The 18,002-nt window shown below is 73.5% G+C and carries 13 protein-coding genes and 1 pseudogene; 7 read left to right on the top strand and 7 right to left on the bottom strand.

The features are described from left to right. Nucleotides 1-90: 90 nt before the first annotated feature. On the bottom strand, nucleotides 91-1,578 hold the full coding sequence (locus OG370_RS22730; protein WP_328467136.1) for a hypothetical protein: 1,488 nt from the start codon (nucleotides 1,576-1,578) through the stop codon (nucleotides 91-93). Nucleotides 1,579-1,845: 267 nt separating this feature from the next. On the opposite strand from OG370_RS22730, the gene OG370_RS22725 reads away from it, so the two are divergent. Continuing rightward, nucleotides 1,846-3,132 carry a sensor histidine kinase gene (locus OG370_RS22725; RefSeq protein ID WP_328467134.1) on the top strand — a complete coding sequence of 429 codons (1,287 nt, stop codon included), beginning with the start codon at nucleotides 1,846-1,848 and terminating at the stop codon, nucleotides 3,130-3,132. Continuing rightward, nucleotides 3,120-3,815 carry a response regulator transcription factor gene (locus tag OG370_RS22720; protein ID WP_328467132.1) on the top strand — a complete coding sequence of 232 codons (696 nt, stop codon included), beginning with the start codon at nucleotides 3,120-3,122 and terminating at the stop codon, nucleotides 3,813-3,815. Before OG370_RS22725 ends, OG370_RS22720 begins: the two co-directional genes overlap by 13 nt. On the opposite strand, the gene OG370_RS22715 is transcribed toward OG370_RS22720, so the two are convergent. From OG370_RS22715 to OG370_RS22700, 4 genes and pseudogenes are all read right to left on the bottom strand, one after another. Next, a complete protein-coding gene (locus OG370_RS22715) occupies nucleotides 3,758-4,936 on the bottom strand; it encodes a glycosyltransferase 87 family protein (RefSeq protein ID WP_328467130.1) in 1,179 nt (392 codons plus the stop codon). The genes OG370_RS22720 and OG370_RS22715 overlap by 58 nt on opposite strands. Nucleotides 4,937-5,336: 400 nt before the next feature. Then, nucleotides 5,337-5,711 (bottom strand): annotated as a pseudogene (locus tag OG370_RS22710) (hypothetical protein); the annotation flags it as partial. A 134-nt stretch (nucleotides 5,712-5,845) separates the two neighbouring features. Continuing rightward, nucleotides 5,846-7,018 (bottom strand): epoxide hydrolase family protein, encoded by a 1,173-nt coding sequence (locus tag OG370_RS22705; protein WP_328467128.1) that lies wholly within the window; start codon nucleotides 7,016-7,018, stop codon nucleotides 5,846-5,848. Between the two features lie 53 nt (nucleotides 7,019-7,071). Further along, complete coding sequence (locus OG370_RS22700; protein ID WP_328467126.1) at nucleotides 7,072-10,380, bottom strand: family 78 glycoside hydrolase catalytic domain; 3,309 nt, start codon at nucleotides 10,378-10,380, stop codon at nucleotides 7,072-7,074. Nucleotides 10,381-10,654: 274 nt separating this feature from the next. On the opposite strand from OG370_RS22700, the gene OG370_RS41525 reads away from it, so the two are divergent. The 5 genes from OG370_RS41525 (at nucleotide 10,655) to OG370_RS22680 (ending at nucleotide 16,414) form a co-directional block, all read left to right on the top strand. Then, entirely contained in the window at nucleotides 10,655-10,774 is a 120-nt protein-coding gene (locus OG370_RS41525; protein ID WP_366409697.1) for a putative leader peptide, read from the top strand. A 329-nt stretch (nucleotides 10,775-11,103) separates the two neighbouring features. Next, nucleotides 11,104-12,423 (top strand): NtaA/DmoA family FMN-dependent monooxygenase, encoded by a 1,320-nt coding sequence (locus tag OG370_RS22695; RefSeq protein ID WP_328467124.1) that lies wholly within the window; start codon nucleotides 11,104-11,106, stop codon nucleotides 12,421-12,423. A 37-nt stretch (nucleotides 12,424-12,460) separates the two neighbouring features. Continuing rightward, a complete protein-coding gene (locus tag OG370_RS22690) occupies nucleotides 12,461-14,803 on the top strand; it encodes an ATP-binding protein (RefSeq protein WP_328467122.1) in 2,343 nt (780 codons plus the stop codon). A 95-nt stretch (nucleotides 14,804-14,898) separates the two neighbouring features. Next, a complete protein-coding gene (locus OG370_RS22685; RefSeq protein WP_328467120.1) occupies nucleotides 14,899-15,813 on the top strand; it encodes a sigma-70 family RNA polymerase sigma factor in 915 nt (304 codons plus the stop codon). Nucleotides 15,814-15,970: 157 nt separating this feature from the next. After that, entirely contained in the window at nucleotides 15,971-16,414 is a 444-nt protein-coding gene (locus OG370_RS22680) for a cysteine/serine endopeptidase inhibitor (protein WP_328467118.1), read from the top strand. A gap of 52 nt (nucleotides 16,415-16,466) precedes the next feature. Here OG370_RS22680 and OG370_RS22675 read toward each other — a convergent pair whose 3' ends face one another. Beyond that, nucleotides 16,467-16,598 (bottom strand): hypothetical protein, encoded by a 132-nt coding sequence (locus tag OG370_RS22675; RefSeq protein WP_328467116.1) that lies wholly within the window; start codon nucleotides 16,596-16,598, stop codon nucleotides 16,467-16,469. A gap of 90 nt (nucleotides 16,599-16,688) precedes the next feature. Then, nucleotides 16,689-17,885: an eCIS core domain-containing protein gene (locus tag OG370_RS22670; RefSeq protein ID WP_328467114.1), complete on the bottom strand. Its 1,197-nt coding sequence runs from the start codon at nucleotides 17,883-17,885 to the stop codon at nucleotides 16,689-16,691. Nucleotides 17,886-18,002 lie beyond the last annotated feature (117 nt).

Genomic DNA, 18,002 nt, shown 5'->3' with positions numbered 1-18,002 from the left:
CGGAGACGAGTCGGCCCGTCCCGGAGGTCATGGGTGAGCGCGAGCGGAACGCGCCTCGGGAGAAAGGGAGTTCGGCGGAGGTGTCGCGGGTCAGCGGTACTGGCCGGTACGGGGGCGGGCCCGGCTGGAACCCTTGCCGCTCGGGTAGGGAGGCGTTGCGCGGCCGGGCCGCTGACGGCGAGCGGCGTTCGTACGCCCCGCACCCGGCACGGGGGCCAGCCCCGCGCGGAAGAGCCCGTGGTCGACCCGGCGGGCCGCGGCCGACTCCAGCTCCTGCCGGAGCGGACCGTCCCGCAGCACCGCGCTCGGTCCGAGCAGCCCCTCGACCACGGCCAGCGCCCCGACGACGTCGCCATGGCCGAGCCGCTCCCGGACCGCGGGCAGCGCCTCCGGGTCGCGGTGCACCGTGTCGATGGCGCGCAGACAGGGCAGCGCGGGCCCGCCGAGCGCCACCAGCAGTTCCTCCCGGCGCAGTTGGTCCAGGTCGTGGTCGACCGCCGTCAACACCCCGTCCCGCAGGGCGATCCGGTGCACCTCGCCCCGGCACTCCACCCGGTGCGGATCACCGGGCTCGGGGGCGGGACCGGCCGACGGGGCCGGGGCGTACGCCGCCAACGCCGCCGCGACCAGCGGATGCAGCCGGTCCGCCGGGACCAACCCGGCCCGCAGCAGCTCCAGATCGGGCAGTACCCGGGCCGCGGCCTCCGGCAGCATCGGAAGCGCCGCGACCTCCTGCGGCGGCAGCGCCTCCCGCACCGGCCGCCACGTGGGTGCGTGGCTGTCGTCGGGCGCGACGAGTTCGAGCACCGCGCGACGGCGCGCACCGAGCCGTACGGTGAAGGCGCCGCGCGGACGGTCCTCGGCCCGCAGCAACAGCTCCGCCTCCGCGGCCCAAGTCGCCACCGCCCACAGGGAGTCCGCGTCGGTGGCGGCCTCGTCGAGGGGGCCCTCGGACGGTGCCGAGGGCAGAGTCCCGGACCGCAGCGCGCCCTCCGCGCCGCACCGCCACGCCAGTTCGCCGCTGCGCCGGGCGTCCCAGAGGTGCCGGTGCAGGTCGAGCCGGAACCGCCGGTCGGGATGCGGATGCGGATGCACGCCGGGGTGCGGGTTCGGGTGGGGGTGCGGCCGCGGCGGCGGGAGCGGCTCGGGGGTGTCGTGCCCCGGCCCCTCCCACAGGGCCAGCGACAGCCGCTGGCCGGCGTCCGCCCAGGACGGCGGGGTCCGCACCACCAGGTCCAGTGCGGTGCGCGCGCTTCCGTACCGGGCGAGGCAGAGGGTCAGGCCCGGCCGCAGCCGCCCGTCGGGGGCGGTCCTGGGCAGGTGCCAGCGGAGCAGATCCGGCGCCAACCGGCGTAGATCCGCGCGCAGTCGGGTGACGACATCGATGCCGTGGCGGTCGCGCACGGCGCGCAGATCGAGATCGACGTCGATCCGGGCGGCGGCGCAGGCCCCCGCCCAGTCGCCGACCGCACGCCGTGCGGTCGCGGTCCCGATCATGGACGGTGGCACGGCGTACTCGCGTACGCGCTGCCACATCAGCAGGCGGGGCGGAATCCCGTTCGCGAAGTGAAGTGCCATCAGCACTCACCTTGCGCGGACGAGTCCCCCAATCCGTACGAGGAGAAGTTCATCATCCCGGGCATCATAAGCACCTCGTCGCCGATCTGTCAGTCCTCCCCGGCCGCCCGCGTCCCTCGGACCCCGCCGACGGCAGCACGGCCCGCCGCCCACCGCCCCTCCCCACCGGAGTCCCGCCGCCCCTCCCCACCAGGCAACCCGCTCCGCCGGAGCGGAGTCCTCAAGGGGAGGAAACGGACGCGCGCGACCGGCGGGAGGAGAGGGGTCATGACCGTTGCCGTGTGGGACGCGCTGCGCCGGCGACCGGTGCGGTTCCTCTTCTCCCGGTGGCCGCTGCGCTGCGCCGCCTACCTGTGCACGGGCGCGGTCGTGGGGTGCGCGGTCCTGGTCGCGCTGACCGCGCTGCTCGTCGTCGGGCTCGGGCTCTCGGTGGTCGGCGTCGGCGTGCTGGTGCTGATGGCCGCGGCGGCCTGCGGGGTGCCCGTCGCGGCGGTGGAGCGGCGCAGGTTGCGCCTGGTCGAGCCGGAGCCGCTGCCGGACCCGCACGGTTCGCTGCCGGGCGTCGGGGCGCTGCCCTGGCTGCGCGCCCGGCTCAAGGAGCGCGCCACCTGGCGCGAACTCGGGTACGCGCTGGTGCTCGGCGTGGTGTTCACCGCCGCCGGTCTCGGCTTCACGGCGCTGCTGGGCTTCTCCGCGCTGCTGGTGTCCACGCCCGTCTTCGCGTGGCTGATCGCCCCGGACACCCTGATGCTCATCCCCGGCAGGTCGATCAGCGGTCCGGTCGCCGCCCTGCCCGCCACGGCCGCGGGTCTGGCCGGGCTGACGGTGTGCGCCTACGCGGGCGGGGTGCTGGCCGCCGCCCAAGTGCGCGTCGCCCTGGCGCTGTTGCCGGCCGTCGAGGCTGACCTCGGGACCAAAGTGGTGGAACTCACCCGGTCCCGGGTCCGGTTGGTCGACGCGTTCGAGGCCGAGCGGCGCCGGATCGAGCGCGACCTGCACGACGGCGCCCAGCAGCAACTGGTCGCGCTCACCATGACCTTGGGGCTCGCCGAGTGGGAGCTGCGGAGCCAGGACGCGGCCGGCACGCCCGCCGCGGAGCTGGTCACCCGGGCCCGCGCGGAGGCCCGGGCGGCCCTGGACCAGTTGCGCGGGCTGGTCCGCGGCATCCATCCCCAGGTCCTCACCGACCACGGACTCGCGGCCGCCACCAGCGAGGTCGCGCTGCGCCACCCCGTCCCGGTGACCGTCGACGTCGACCTCCCGCATCGGCTGCCCGGCCCCGTCGAGACCGTGGCCTACTTCACCGTGACCGAGGCGCTCACCAACGCGGCGAAGCACAGCGGCGCCGCGGCGGTCACCGTCGCGGCCCGGCTGACGGGCGACCTGCTGACCGTGACCGTCACCGACGACGGACGCGGCGGCGCGGACCCCTCGGCCGGCGCCGGACTGCAGGGACTCGCGGACCGCGTGGCCGTGCTGCACGGCAGGCTCAAGGTGACCAGCCCCGTCGGCGGCCCGACCCGTCTCACCCTGGAGGTCCCGTGCTCCGTGTAGTGCTCGCCGAGGACGCGGTGCTGCTGCGTGCCGGACTCGTCGAACTCCTCTCCCGCGTCGGCCACGAGGTGACGGCCGCCGTCTGCGACGCCGCGGAACTGGCCCGCGCGGTGGACGCCGACCGGCCCGACGTGGTCATCACCGACGTACGGATGCCGCCGGGCTTCCGCGACGAGGGCCTGCGTACCGCCCTCGAACTACGTTCCAGGCACCGGGAGTTGCCGGTCGTGGTGCTCTCCCAGTACGTGGCGGGCGCGTATGCCGCGCGGCTGTTCCTCGGCGGGCCGCCGGACCAGGGCGGCCTGGGCTATCTCCTGAAGGACCGGGTCGGCGAGGTGGCGGAGTTCCTCGACGCCCTGGACCGGGTGGCGGGCGGCGAGACCGTCATCGACCCGGAGGTGGTGCGGGTGCTGCTGGGGGAGCAGAGCGCCGCCAAGCCGCTGCTGCGGCTGACGCCACGGGAGCGGGAGGTACTCGCCCTGATGGCTCAGGGGTTGAACAACCAGACCATCGCCCGGCGCCTCACCGTCACCGAGGCGTCGGTGGTCAAGCACTCCGGCAACATCTTCATGAAGCTGGACCTCGATCCCGCCGAGGGCAACCGGCGGGTGCTGGCCGTCCTCGCCTATCTGCGCGGCCACCTCGACGCCGACCGGACGGCCGGAGAGCCGACCGCACGGTGACCGCCGACCGCCCACCGACCGCGGACCCCCCGCCGAGCACGGACCGCCCGGCCGGGCCCGACCGCGACCGCCCGCCCCGGCCGCACCGCCGCGTCCGGGTCCTCCGCTTCCCGCTCCGAACGGCATTCCGCTTCCCGTCCGGCGCCCCGTTCCGGCGCCCGCCGCTCCGCCGCCCGTCCCGCCCGGCTGCCCGTGCCGGCCAGCCGCGTCCACACCACCAGCGTGACCGGCAGCGCGAGATAGCCGAACCGCCCGGCCGGGGCGAGGAGGAATCCCGCGCACAGGCCCAGCGCGAGCCGGTCGGCGGCCGCCACGGCATCGGACGGCGGCCGTACGACCAGCGACGCGCCCACCGCCAGCGCGCCCGCCGACAGGAGCGCGACGGCCACGTACCAGCCCGCGGGGCCCGACTCCGCGAGCAGCCGGCCGGGCAGCAGGCTCCTGGCCGGGGTCGCCAACCGGCCGCGTCCCGTGGGGAAGGCGACCACCTGCTCGGCCACCGCCCCGGGCGAGCACAGCACTCCGGGCAGGACCAGCGCGAGGGTGCCCGCCACCGAGACGCCCGCGAAGCGCAGGGCGGCTCGGCGGCCCGCGGTGTGCGCCAGCAAGGACGCCGCCACCGCGAGGGCGGGCCACGCCGTCCACTTGAGGGCGCAGGCCGCCGCGACTGCGAGCCCCGCCGCGACCGATCGCCCGCGGGCGGCCGACGCGAGCGCCAGGCAGAGCAGACCGGTCAACGGAAGGTCCACTCCGCTCACGCACAGCGGGAGTGCCACCACCGGCGAGGCGACCAGGGCGGCGAGGGCGGTGCCGTACCCCAACTGCCCCTCTGCCCAAGCTGATTCGCCGGCGACCGGCGTACGCAGGATGCGGCGCCCCTGCCCCAGGCAGCCGAGGAGGACGAGCGCGCACCACACGCGGGCGTCGCCGAGCAGCCGAAGCAGCGGGCCCCCGTCGCCGAACAGGGCCCGCGGCAGCCCGAACACGGCCATCCCGGGCAGGTAGGGGTCGTAGTCCAGGACCGTCCGGGGGTGGGCGACGTAGGGGCTGTGGCCGTGCAGCAGGAGGTGTCCGGAGCGCTCGATGACGCCGACCTCGCTCTGCGCGCGGCCACTCAACACGCAGTACAGCAACGGCAGGACGACGGCCCCCGCCAGCGCGCACCCGACTCCGGCCCGTACGCCGGCCCATGCGCTGACCCGTACTCCGGCCCGTGCGCCGGCCGACCTGCCGACGGACGAGCGCGGAGGCCAGAACGCGGCAACCGCGGCGCAGAGATAGCCGGTTCCCGCGCAGAATCCCCAGATCCGCTCTGTTTCCAGGCCGGAGACCAGAGGAAATCCGAAAGCCCAGAAAGCGGCGAGGAGCCATCCCGCACCCCACCACTTTCGCGGATCGGCGGAACCGTGAAATCGACGAATAGCCACCCGGCCATTCCAGTTCGACCGTCCCCATCAGGTCATGACAGCCAGGTCGAGACCTCACGGTCGGGTTTTCCCTACCCCTGGTGACCGGGATCGGTCACGATCGCGTGGCCGTCCCGCACTCCGTTCCGTCGGCCTCGCGCAGGCGTTCGCTCATCGAGGTGGTCCGGTCGTACGGGTCCGTCTCGGGGCCGCTTCCCGGGCTCTTCGGCGCACGGTCGGCGATGAACTCGGGGCGGAAATAGCCCGTGAAGTTGCTGCAACCGCCGTTGGTGGCATCCACCTTGTAGGAGACGAAGGAGAACGTCCCCGGCTCGGTGATCACCTTCGCCGGGTCGTCCCAGCTCATCACCGTCTCGCGGCGCACGATGGTGCGCGCGACCCCGTCGCTGCCCTTCGCGGCGCGGACGACCGGGTAGACGTACGTGACTTGCCCGCGAGCGGGCCCTCCCCAGGACCGCTCGCCATCCTCATGGCATCACAGAACGGACCTGCGCGATCACCGGCCCCCTTCGCCGGCCGCGCATGCCGCGACGCGGGCCACGATAGCCGCGAGCACCGACAACCCGCCCCGGGGGAATCCGCGGCGGCGTCCTCCAGAGCCCTCTAGAGCGCGCGCCGGAAGGGGCGGAAGAAGGTGCGCAGTTCCTCGGCGTAGAGCTCGGGCTCCTCGAACGCCGCGAAGTGGCCGCCGCGCGGGAGCTCGTTGACGTAGGCGACGTTCGCGGTGCGGTCGAGCCAGGCGCGCGGGGGGCGGGCGATGTCACCGGGGAAGAGGGAGAAGCCGGAGGGGACCTCGACCCGGCGGGCGAGCTGGGCGGGCGGGATCGCGCCGTTGGCGCCGTACATCCGCATCGAGGACCCGATGGTCCCGGTGAGCCAGTACAGCGTGACGTTGGTGAGGATCTCGTCCTTGGTGTAGCTGCGCTCGATGTCGCCGCCGCAGTCGCTCCACGACCGGAGCTTCTCGACGATCCACGCGGCGAGCCCGGCCGGCGAGTCGGTGAGGCCGAAGGCCGCGGTCTGGGGCTTCGTACGGTGCATGGCGGCGTAGGCGCCCTCGGCCCCGCCCCACGCGGCGACGCTGTCGAACCAGGCGCGCTCCTCGGGTGCCAGCTCCGCCGGGTCGCCGCCGAAGACCGGCACGCCCGCGTCGGTACGGTGCACGGCGACGACCCGCTCGGGGTGGTCGAGTCCGAGGTAGCGGCTCACATGGCTGCCGATGTCCCCGCCCGCGGCGCCGAACCGCTGGTAGCCGAGGACGTCCATCAGCTCGGCCCACAGGCCGGCGACGGCGATGGAGTTCAGCGGCGGGCCGGTCGGGCGGTCGGAGTAGCCGTAGCCGGGCATGTCGGGCACGACCACGTCGAACGCGTCAGCCGGGTCGGCGCCGTGCGCACCGGGGTCGGTGAGCAGCGGGATGACCTTCGCGTAGCGCCAGAACGAGTCCGGCCAGCCGTGGCTGAGCGCCAGCGGCAGGGCGGTGCCGGCCGGGGCGGCCGCGGCCCGCGCGTGGACGAAGTGGATGCCCAGGCCGCCGAGCCGGACGCGGAAGTGCGGGAGCGCGGCGAGCGCCGCCTCCTGCGCCGGCCAGTCGAAGCCGTCGGCCCAGTACGCGACCAGCTCGCGGAGGTAGTCCAGGTCGGTGCCGAGCGACCAGCCGGCGTCGGCCGGCGCGTCCGGCCAGCGGGTCGCGCGCAGCCGCGCGCGCAGGTCCGCCAGCGCCGCGGGGTCGGTCGACGGGGTGAACGGCTGGGGCAGGGCGGCGACATCCGGCATAAGGCGCACCCTACCGACCGCACTCCTGACGGCCGTGCCCTCCCGACCGCGTCCTACCGGCCGTGTCGCGCCGGGGCCCGGTAGCCGTCGGGACAGACGCCGGTGAGCTTGGTGTCCCGGTAGGCGGACCCTCCCGGGTCGGTGGTGAGGACGTGGCAGCCGGGCTGCACCCCGGCGACCCGCAGGAAGCCGTTGCCGTACGTGGCGGCGACCCGGCGCCCGTCCAGGTAGACGGTGGTGGCGGTGGCCGAGCCGCCCGGCAGGTAGACGTCGGTGCTGGAGTCGGGCGGGACGCTCACCCCGGTGTCGACCCGGCCGCCGGCCGCGGTGTCGAAGGCCGCGCCGATCCTCCCCTTGCCGGTGGGCACCGTGACATGGGCCCAACGCACCGCGGACGGCTGGGGTTTGACGTCGAAGGTGGCGTAGCCGGGGGTGGTCGGCCGGATGCCGAACATGTCCTGCGGGATGTCGAAGGCGGGCGAGGCCGCCCAGGGGTGGGAGTAGGTGGTGTTGGACTTCAAGGAGAGGTCCCACGCCTCCATGGTCGCCCCGGCGCCGGCCTTGATCATGTTGAGCCAGCTGTCGGTGCCGGTGGAGGTGAGCATGCCGTGCGCCAGGTCCGGCCGGTTGCCGTCGTAGAGCGCCTGGATCATGAACGCGGCGCAGTAGACGCTGCACGCCATGCCGCGCGTGCCGAGGTAGTCGGCGACCCGCGCGGCCTGCTGGTCGTCGGCGAGGCCGAACGCGGTGGCGAACACGCTTGCCTGCACGGCGTAGTGGTCGATCGGGGCGCCGCTGTCGTCGAGGCCGTCGCGGTACGCGCCCTTGGCGGCGTCCCACATCGTGGCGTTCACCGCGGACTTGATCGCGTCGGCCTTGGCGTTGTCGGCGGTGGCGTCCGCGGTGCGGCCGAGCGCGGTGGCGATGTCGGCCATGTCGCGGTAGCTGCGGTAACTGATCGCGTTGATCACGGTGTTGTAGGAGCTGAAGACGTAGCCGTCGCGTTCGGAGGCCGGCCAGTCGACGATGTCGCAGTCGTTGCAGCTGCCGGCGCCGGTGTCGCCGGTGGTCTTGTGGATCAGCCCGCTCGCCGGGTCGAACCACCGGTCGGGCAACTTCCCTTGCAGAGCGGTGTAGTTAGCGGCCAGCGCGGTGGTGTCGCCGGTCGTCTGGTAGCTGTCGTGCAGGGCGAGGATCAGGTACATCGGCCACTCGGTCGGCCAGGTGCGGCTCGACAGGAGGAAGTTGAGCGAGTAGTCGCCGAGCGAGGCGTCGCCGCCGGTGTAGAGGTTCGCCATCAACTGGAGGTAGGAGTCGGCCTCGTAGACCCCGCGCTCGCGCTCCCAGGAGTCCACGTAGAGGTTCTGGTCGGACATCTCCACGGTGTTCCTGGACAGCGTCCAGACCTGGTCGAGCGAGCTGTCCGAGGAGTCGAAGGTGCCGGCCGACTCGTCGAACGGGTAGACGTACGCCTCCGCCGTGAGGTCCGCGGCGCGCAGGCCGGTGGGGGCGCCGGTGATCTGGACGTAGCGGAAGACCCGCAGGCCCCAGGTCTCCAGGTGCTGGCCGCCGGCCTTCAGCGTCCACGTGTCCTCGTAGGTGTTGCCCGCGGAGGTCTGGTAGCGGACGGTGTCGGTGCCGGCGGGCACCTCGCCGTAGCGGATGTCCAGTTGCTGTCCCGCGCTGCCGGTGAGGTCGAGCGAGAGGCCGCCGATCCAGCTGCGGCCGTAGTCGACGTAGTAGTCGCCCGGGGCGTACTCGACCACCGACGCGGGCTTCTCCAGCTTCTGCTGGACCTTGGCGGTCGGGGTCGGCTCCAGGTCGGCGAAGGCGCTCTTGACCACGGGCGCCGGCCACGACGCGTCGTCGAAGCCGGGCGCGGCGAAACCGGTCGGGTAGGCGCGGGCGTCGAAGTCCTCGACCGGGGCGGTGTAGTAGCTGGTGCCGATGCTGCCCGCGCTCGGCAGCACCTTGGCGCCGCTCGCCGCCTTCCAGCCGGGCCCGGTGCCGAAGGTCTGGGTGCTGCCGTCGGTGTAGCGGACCACGAGGTCGGCGAGGAAGCGCTGGTCGCTGGTGGTGTACGCGAGCGCGCCGATGGTGTTGGCGGCGCCCGGCCGCAGCAGCGAGGTGACGTCGTAGCCGTCGTAGCGGGTCTCCGCGCCGACCGGCCGGGTCGGACCGACTCCCACGAAGCGGCCGTTGACCCACATCTTGTAGACGAACTGGCGGCCGGGGGTGGTGGAGGAGCCGGTCGCGTACAGGTGCGCCCAGGCGATGTGCCGGCCCTTCGCCAGGGTGGTGTCGCCGCGCAGGAACGCCCAGTCGGCGCCGCCGAAGCCGGTGCCGCAGTTCTTGCTCTTGTCGACGAACAGCGCCTGGCCGGTGACGGTGCCGCAGCTGAAGTCGGTGTTCGCCGGGTCGCTGAAGTCGTTGGCGTACAGCGCGGTGCCGTCGGGGGCGGTGACGGTGATGTCGTCGAAGGTGGCCTGTTCGGTGCTGCCGGTGCGGAAGCCGATGCCGCCCGAGGCGAAGGTGGCGTCGGTGGTGGTGTCCACCAGGGTCCACCCGGTGTCGGTCGCGGCCTTGAGGTAGGTGGTGAAGGTCGCACCGGCGGCCACCACGCGGAAGTCGTACGCCGTGCCGTCGACCAGCGCGAAGGGCAGCGGCTCGGCCGCCTTGAGGTTGGAGAAGGCGCCGTCCTTCTGGACCTGCGGGGCGATGGTGTTCTCGCCGTTGCCCTTGAACTGCCACAGGTAGAAGTCGCGGGTGTCGGACTCGCGGAAGGTGACGCTGGCGTACTTCGCGTCGATCACGAAGCTGCCCTGGAAGGTGTAGTCGCTCCAGGAGGCGCTGCCGGCCCAGATGGGCGCGGCGCCCGGCCACGCCTTGCCGGGGCCGGTGCCGAAGGAGGCCGCGGCCGACCAGGCGGAGGCGGCGCCCGAGGGGGCCCAGGTGCGCACCCGCCACACGTAGCCGGCGGCGGGGCGCAGCGCGGGGCCGCCGTAGGCGACGGTGCCGTTGGCGCGAGAGGAGACCTTGCCGGAGTTCCACACGTCGGGCCGGCCGACCAGGGCGGCGGCGGTGGTGGCGACCTCGACCTGGTAGGCGCGCTGCGTGCCCGCGCCGACCTGCCAGCCCAGCAGCGGGGTGGCGTCCGGCGCGACGTCGGCGGGGGCGGTCAGGCCGCCGACGGTCAGGTGGTGAGGAGCGGCGCGGGTGGCGGCGGAACCGGGGGAACCTGCTGGGCCCGCGGCGGCGCTGGGCATCGCGGTCCCGAGGACGAGGCCGACCGCGGTCAACCATGCGGTCAGCGCGGCCAGCAGCAGGAAGGGCCCGTGACCGGACCGTCGGGACTGCGCCATTCCACGCCTCCGAATGAAACGATTCATCAGAGGAGACCGCGACAGCCTCCTTCAGAACAGCGGTGAGACGGCTGTCATCCTGATGGGAACGGCGAGGGCTGTCAATGAAGATGAAACGTATTCGTCATCGGGGCCCGGGGTGCGGTCTTGACAGGGCCGCCCGTCTGCCGCGTACGTTCGTTCCGTACCGTCAGGAGCGGCTGAGGGGCGCGCGGGCGCCCGGATCGCCTGAGCCGCGGGTCGAAGGGCTGCCGTTCGACGGCCGCCCGGGTCGATGGGAGTCATCGTGAGGGCAACGCGCGTCGGGCCGGCCGGGACCGCGGTTCCGCTGCCGGGCTGGACGAAGCGGCGTCACGTCGACCTGTGCCGTACCCAGACCGCGCTCTGTCGCTGACGACGGCCCACCCCGCCTCTCCCCTGCGCTGAGCGGTCGACGCGCGCCCTTTTCCGCCGGCGCCGCGCCGCAGGTCCGCAGGGAGCCCGGAAGGGGTCGACTTTCGCTGCCCGGGCGCCCGTTCGCCTTCGGCACCTTCGCTTTCGCTCTCGCCTTCGCCTTCGCCTTCGCCGTGAAGGCTCCGGGAAGGCGTGCACGCGTGAGTTCACGGGCCCGCGGAACCACGAACCCGCGTACCCGCGATTCCCCGAACTCCCGTACCCCAGAACCCCTGAACCCCTGAACCCCCGCCCCGAGACGTCACCGCCAGCGGTGAGATGGGACCAACTGTGAGCGCGAAGCCGCCCAGGACCTTGAAGACCGTGACCGGCGCCGGCGGCACGTCGGAGACCTACGACCTGGCGATCGACCCCGCCCGCTCCACCCTGGACACCGCGATACGGGTGGCGGGACTCGCCGAGGCGGCGCGGATCGACGCGCTGTTCACCGCCGACCTGCTCAGCTTCGGCGCCCAGGGCGCGATCGGGTCGCAGGAGCCGCTGGTCTTCGTCTCGGCGCTGAGCCAGGTGACGTCGCGGATCGGCCTGATCGCCACCGTCTCGACCACCTTCCACCACCCGTACAACCTGGCCCGGCTGTTCGGCACTCTCGACCACGTCAGCAACGGGCGGGCCGCCTGGAACCTGGTGACCTCCTCCGTCGGCGAGGAGAACTTCGGCCCGGGCGACCTGCCCAGCCCCGAGGAGCGGTACGCGCGCGCCGCGGAGTCGCTGGAGGTCGTCAACGCGCTGTGGGACAGCTGGGAACCGGGCGCGCTGACCGCCGGCCCGGACGGCCGGGCCACGCTGCACCCGGACCGGGTGCGCCCCATCGACCACGCCGGCACCTACTTCACCGTGGCCGGACCGCTGAACATCCCGCCGCTGCCGCAGCGCCGCCCCGTGCAGATCCAGGCCGGGCAGTCCGAGGCGGGCCGGGCGCTGGGCGCGCGCTACGCCGAGATCGTCTTCACCTCGCTCCCCACCCTCGACATCGCGACGGACTTCACCCGGAAGATCCGTGCCGAGGCCGAGCGGTTCGGCCGGCCCGGCGGACTGCCGCTGATCTTCAGCTCGTTCCACGCGACGTACGGCGCCACCGAGGCGGAGGTGCGCCAACTGGTCCGCGACAAGCGGGAGTCGATCGACTTCGAACGCGGCCGGGCGCAGGTGGCCGACATGCTCGGCGGCGGCGTCGACCTGTCGGAGCTCCCGCTCGACGCGAAGCTGCCGGAGAGCCTGCTGCCCGACATCACCACGGTCAACCGCCGCCGCGGCCGCGTCGACATCTTCGCCGGCTACGCCCGCCAGGGCTACACGCTGCGCGAACTGGTCATCGCCGCGCAGGATACCGGGCACTGGGCCGTCGCGGGCACCCCCGAGCAACTCGCCGACGCCGTCGAGGAACGCTTCCGGGCCGGCGTGCTCGACGTGATCTCGCTCAGCGGCCTCGCCGACCCGCGTCAGCACGACTTCGTGGTCAACGGGCTCCTCAACGAACTGCGCAAACGCAAGGTCGTCGCCGACGACTACACGGGCAGCACCCTCCGCGAGAACCTCGGCCTCGAACTCCCGCCCCGCGCCGAGGCCGGGGACCGGAGTGACGGGTGAGTTTCCCTCCGTGTCCGGTTGGTGTCAGGCTGAGGTCATGACGGGCAACGTTCCTCAGGAGACATCGAGTTTCGTGGGTCGGGGAGCGGAACTCGGCCGGTTGAGGGGGGCGTTGGCCCGGCACCGGCTGGTGACGCTGACGGGTCCCGGCGGGATCGGGAAGACGCGGTTGGCGCAGCGGGCAGCACTTGCAGCGGCGGAGGCGGATACCGGGGGCGGCCCGGGGGAGGCGGATACGGGGGCCGGTTCGGGCGAGGCGGGCGCGGGGGTCCCGGGAGGCGCGGAACGCGAGGCGGGCGCGGGGCGCGGGCACTTTCCGGACGGGGCCTGGTGGGCCGACCTCAGCACCCTGGACAGTTCCGAGCTGCTGCTCTCCACCGTCAGCGACGCGGTGGACCTCGCGGACCACTCGCTGCGGATGCCGCTGGACGCGCTGAGCGAGTGGCTCGCGGACCGGCGGCTGCTGCTCGTACTGGACTCCTGCGAGCACCTGATCGACGCGTGCTCCTATCTGGTCGGGGAGTTGCTGACCGCGGCCCCCGGGCTGACGGTGCTGGCGACCAGCCGCCGCCCGCTGGGCTCGGCGGTCGAGGAACTCGTGGAGGTCCTGCCGCTGCCGGCCGACGGTCCCGACGCGCTCGCGCTGTTCACCGACCGGGTGACCGACCGGCTGGGCCGCGCGCCGCTGGCCGAGCCGGGCGCGGCCGAGGCGGCCGAGGCGGTCTGCCGCCGTCTGGAGGGCATTCCGCTGGCGATCGAACTGGCCGCCGCACGGGTCGGTTCGGTCGGGCCGGGTGCCGTCGCCGAGGTGGCCGAACGGCTCGGCTCGCGTTTCGACACGCTTGCTTCGTCCGGGTACGCCTGGCCGCGCCGGCACCAGACGCTGCGCACCACGATCGGCTGGAGCCACGAGCTGTGCGCGCCGCTGGAACGGCTGCTGTGGGCGCGGTTGAGCGTCTTCCGCGGCGCGTTCGACCTCGCCGCGGCCCAGGCCGTCGCCGCCGGTGGTCCGCTCGGCGCCGCGGCCGTGGCGCCGACGCTGGAGCGGCTGGTGGCCCAGTCCGTCGTCCGCAGGATCGGACCGGGCGCGGAGTCCGGGCCCGGAACCGGGTCCGGTCCCGGCACCGTACCGCCGTCCGGCAACGGCCCCGTACGCGCACCCGGTCCCGCGCCCACTCCCGTACCCGTATCCGCCACCGCTCCGAACGCCGGCTCCGGCGACCGCTACCGCATGCTCGACACCATCCGCGAGTACGGCCACACCTGGCTGTGCGAGCTCGGCGAGGTCGCCGGCACGCAGTACCGGCACGCCGACTACTTCACCGGGCTCGCCCGCTGGGCCGACGCCGCCTGGTCCGGGCGCGACCAGCTCCTCGGCTACCGGCGGATCGAGGACGCCCACCCGGACCTGCGCGCGGCGCTCGACCACTGGCTCGACCACGACAGCGACGCGGCCGCCGAACTCGCCGGTCTGCTGGTCTACTTCTGGACCTGCTGCGGGCACCTCAAAGAGGCCAGGTCCTACCTGGAACGCGCCCTGGAGCAGCACACCGCGCCCGGCCCCGCCCGCACCCGCGCCCTGATCGGACTCGGCGCGACCCTCACCCTCCAGGGCGAGTACGACCGCGCCGCCGACATCAGCGACCGGGTGCAGGCCATGGTCGCGATGCGCGGTGACAGCGAGGACCTGGCCGCCGCCGCCTGCCTGACCGGCCTGCTGGGCATGCTCACCGGGCAGTCGCGTACGGCCCTGGACGCCGTACGGGAAGCGCTCGGGTCCGCCCCGGGCTACGTTCCCGGCACCCTCCGCAGCCACGCGCTGGACTCCGTCCCCGGCTCCGCGTTCGACACCCCCGACCGGCTGCGCTGCCACCTCGTCGAGGTGCTCTCGCTCACCGCGCTGGGCGACTTCGCCGAAGGCCGGACGCGGGCACTGGAGTTGCGCCGGCACTGCGTGGAGATCGGCGAGGTGTGGACGCGTTCCTACCTGGACTACCAGCTGTCCGTCGTGGCCCTCTTCTCCGCCGAGCCCGAGGACGCGGTCGCGTACGCGCGCACCATGCTGGAGAGCAAGCACCTGCTCGGTGACTCCTTCGGCATAGCGCTCGGCCTCGACCTGCTGGCCGCCGCGCTCGCCGCCGCCGGCCGCGCCGAACAGGCCGCGTCGGTCTACGGCACCGGCGGGGCGTACTGGCGCAGCGTCGGCCACCCGCAGCGCGGGGCGCCGGAACTCCAGCCGATACGCGACCGCTGCGAGCGGACGGCCCGCGCGGCACTGGGCGACGACGGGTACGCGGTCGCGTACGCGCGGGGGGCCGCCGCCCACGGCCCGACCGCCCTGGCCGCCGCCCTGCTGCCCGACGGCGTCGGCCACGAATGACGGCCCCCGGCGTACCGGGGGAATCCCGGCCGGTTACCTTCCTCCTCCCGGGCACGTCACAGCGGTGACGTGGCTCGATCGAGGAAGGTGACGAGATGACGACCGGACCGCTTCGGGACGAAGTACTGGCGGGTGCCTTCGAGGAGCAGCGCGGGCGGCTCGTGGCGGTGGCCCACCGGATGCTCGGGTCGCGGGCCGACGCCGAGGACGCGGTGCAGGAGGCGTGGCTGCGGCTGGCCCGCCAGGACGCGGCCGCGATCGACAACCTCGCCGGCTGGCTCACCACCGTGGTCGGCCGGGTCTGCATCGACGTGCTGCGCTCGCGACGGGCCCGGCCCGAGGCCGCCTACGACGACCAGCCGCCCGAGGTGGTGGTGACCGAGGACGGCGAGGACGCGCCGGAGGACGCCGCGCTGCTCGCCGAGTCGGTCGGGCTGGCGCTGCTGGTGGTGCTCGACACCCTCGGCCCCGCCGAACGGCTGGCGTTCGTGCTGCACGACATGTTCGCGGTGCCGTTCGACGAGATCGGCCAGATCCTCGACCGGTCCACGGACGCCGCGAAGATGCTCGCGAGCAGGGCTCGCCGCAAGGTGCGGGGCACCCCGCGCCCGTCCGGCGAGCGCGAGCAGCGCGCGGTGGTCGAGGCGTTCCTCGCGGCGGCACGGCACGGCGACTTCGAGGGGCTGCTCCAGGTACTCGACCCGGACGTGACCTGGCGCTCCTCCACCCCGCACGGTCTGGTGGTCCGGCACGGCGCCACCGCGGTGGCCGGGCGGGCCCGGCTCGGCGCCGGCACCTCGATCATCGCGCGCCCCGCCCGGGTCAACGGCCGCACCGGCATCATCGCCTGGCGCGCGAACGGCAAGCCGCACAGCGTCATGGCCTGCACGGTGGCCGGCGGCCGTATCGTCGAGATCCTCTCGGTGGGCGACCCCGAACGCCTCGCCACCATGCACCTCCCGCCCTGCCCGCCCCACGAGGACGCCGAACGGGAAGGCGCCGAGCAGTAGGGCACCCGGGCAGGGTGAGGCACCGTACCCGGTGGGCGCTTGTTCGCGTACCGTCAGAGATGCGGACCCGCCGTACTCGGAGCGCGTCGCACGGAACGCCTTGCTCGGAACGCTTGCTCAGTCCCCCCACGCTGAACAGACGGACAGGAGAAGGACATTGCGCATCGCGCGACGTATCGGCCACTGGATCGGCGGCGCGGCAGGCGCCTCGGCGCTGCTTCTGCTCGGCGGCGGGCCGGCCGCGGCCGACGTGCCGATCGGCCAGCCCATGACCGGCGAGATGACGTACTACGACGACGCCGGCTACGGCGCCTGCGGCACCCCCATCGACGCGTCCAGCCAGTACCTGGTCGCCGTGTCGTACCAGTGGTGGACCACCGCCAACCCGAACAACGACCCGCTGTGCGACGGGATCTCGGTCCAGGTCACCTACAACGGCCAGACCATCACCGTCCCGGTCGAGGACAAGTGCCCGAGCTGCGACGCGACCCACATCGACCTGAGCGAGCCGGCGTTCACCGAGTTCGCCCCGACCGGCACCGGCGTCGTCACCGGCATCACCTGGCAGTTCGTCAACTCCGACGGCACGGCCCTCCACTAGCCCCTGCCCCCGAAGTACCCGAGCCGCCGAGAGCCGCCCCGGTCGAAGCGGCTCAGTCGGACCCGGGGATCAGGAAGTACCGCCTGGGCGTCTGGTCAGCCCTCTGTTCGGCCTCCTGCTGCCGGCGATCCTTCTTGATCCCCTCCACCAGATCGGCGTACTCGGGGTTGATCCACTCGGCCATGGCGGCACCTCCTGAGACCACGCCAGACGTTCAGCCGACTGCGAACGGCTCCATCACACCGATCAGGAAGGGAGAGCCGGCTGCGCCGGGCTACTTGGTGTTCCGCACGTACCAGCTCTCGCCATACAGCCACTTGCCCCGGGGGTCGTACACCTGGACGTCGCAGGCGAGGTGGGAGGGAATGACGTACTGGTAGTTCTGGTCGATGTCGGCCGCCACCGAGCCGGACGCGCCCAGGTCCCTGCCCGTGATCCCGTCGAAGTGGGCGACGACCTCGTACTCCACCACGTTGCCGTTCTTGATCTCCTTCTTCACGTTCGCCTCTGCGTAGTGAAGGTGGTTGGAGTTTCCGGTCTTGGTGAGCGGGGTGAGGTTCGTCAGGGTGTTTCCGGGGCCGCCGAGGTTCTCGTTGAGCAGGTGGCCCTGGACCATGTTCCGGGCGAACCAGGCACCGGTGGTGGTCTTCGACGACGGCCACCACGAGGGCTTGACCCGGGGGGAGCTGCCCTTGCCCAGGGAGCGGGGGTGCAGCTCCGCGCTCATGTACGTGCCCACGTCGTTGGTGGTGTTGCCGTACTGGACGTAGTGACGGCCGCCGTACACGCGCTGGATCGCCCGGGAGACGGTCGGGGTGAGTGCGGCGCCGGCGGTGTCGTCGGCTTGGTGGCCGGCTTCGTGGCCCCGGGTGGGTACGGGGCCGCTCATCACCCGCTGCGCGTTGGCCTCGGCGGTGCGCTCGAAGTGGTCGGACGGGTCGCTCACCCGGAGCCCGTTGCCGTTGTCCGTACCGGCCACCTGACCCTGGCGCTGCTGGATGACGTGCGTCAACTCGTGTGCGAGGGTGTGCTTGTCGCCGCCGCCCTGGCCGATGACCACGTGGCTGCCCGAGGTGTAGGCGCGGGCGCCGAGCTCCGCCGCGGACCGCTGCGCGGCACTGTCGGTGTGGACACGGACGTTGGAGAAGTCCGCGTCCAGGCGTGCTTCCATCTCGGAGCGGAGCACGGAGTCCAGCGGTCGGCCCGGGCCTTGCAGCACCGAGTGGACCGCGGAGCGCTGCACGGCGGCCTGTTCCGTGCCGTGGCCGCAACCGGCGCCGTGCTCATGGTCGTTCTGGCCGCCGACGGGTCCGCCGTTGCGGAGCATCTGCACGACGGCGGCGTTCCCGGCCGTGCTCTGCAGGCCGAGAATCCCTCGGGAGGGCGCGTGCGCGGGAGCGTTGGGGCGACGCCCGGGAGCGGCCGCGCGTCCTTGCGCGCGAGCGGTTTCCCTGTCCATGGCAGAAGCCACGTTCTCCTCCTCCAGCAAGCGGATCTTCCTGTTCTACCCGGAGCGTCCGGCGCCCGTCCAGGTGCGCCGGGGCACCGTTGGAGGGCGAAGGGGGCACTCTTCGGCGGGTCCCGCACC

Source organism: Streptomyces sp. NBC_00448 (assembly GCF_036014115.1).
Taxonomy (GTDB): domain Bacteria; phylum Actinomycetota; class Actinomycetes; order Streptomycetales; family Streptomycetaceae; genus Actinacidiphila.
Note: the sequence above shows the minus strand (reverse complement) of the source record. Positions and strands in the feature narration are given on the sequence as shown.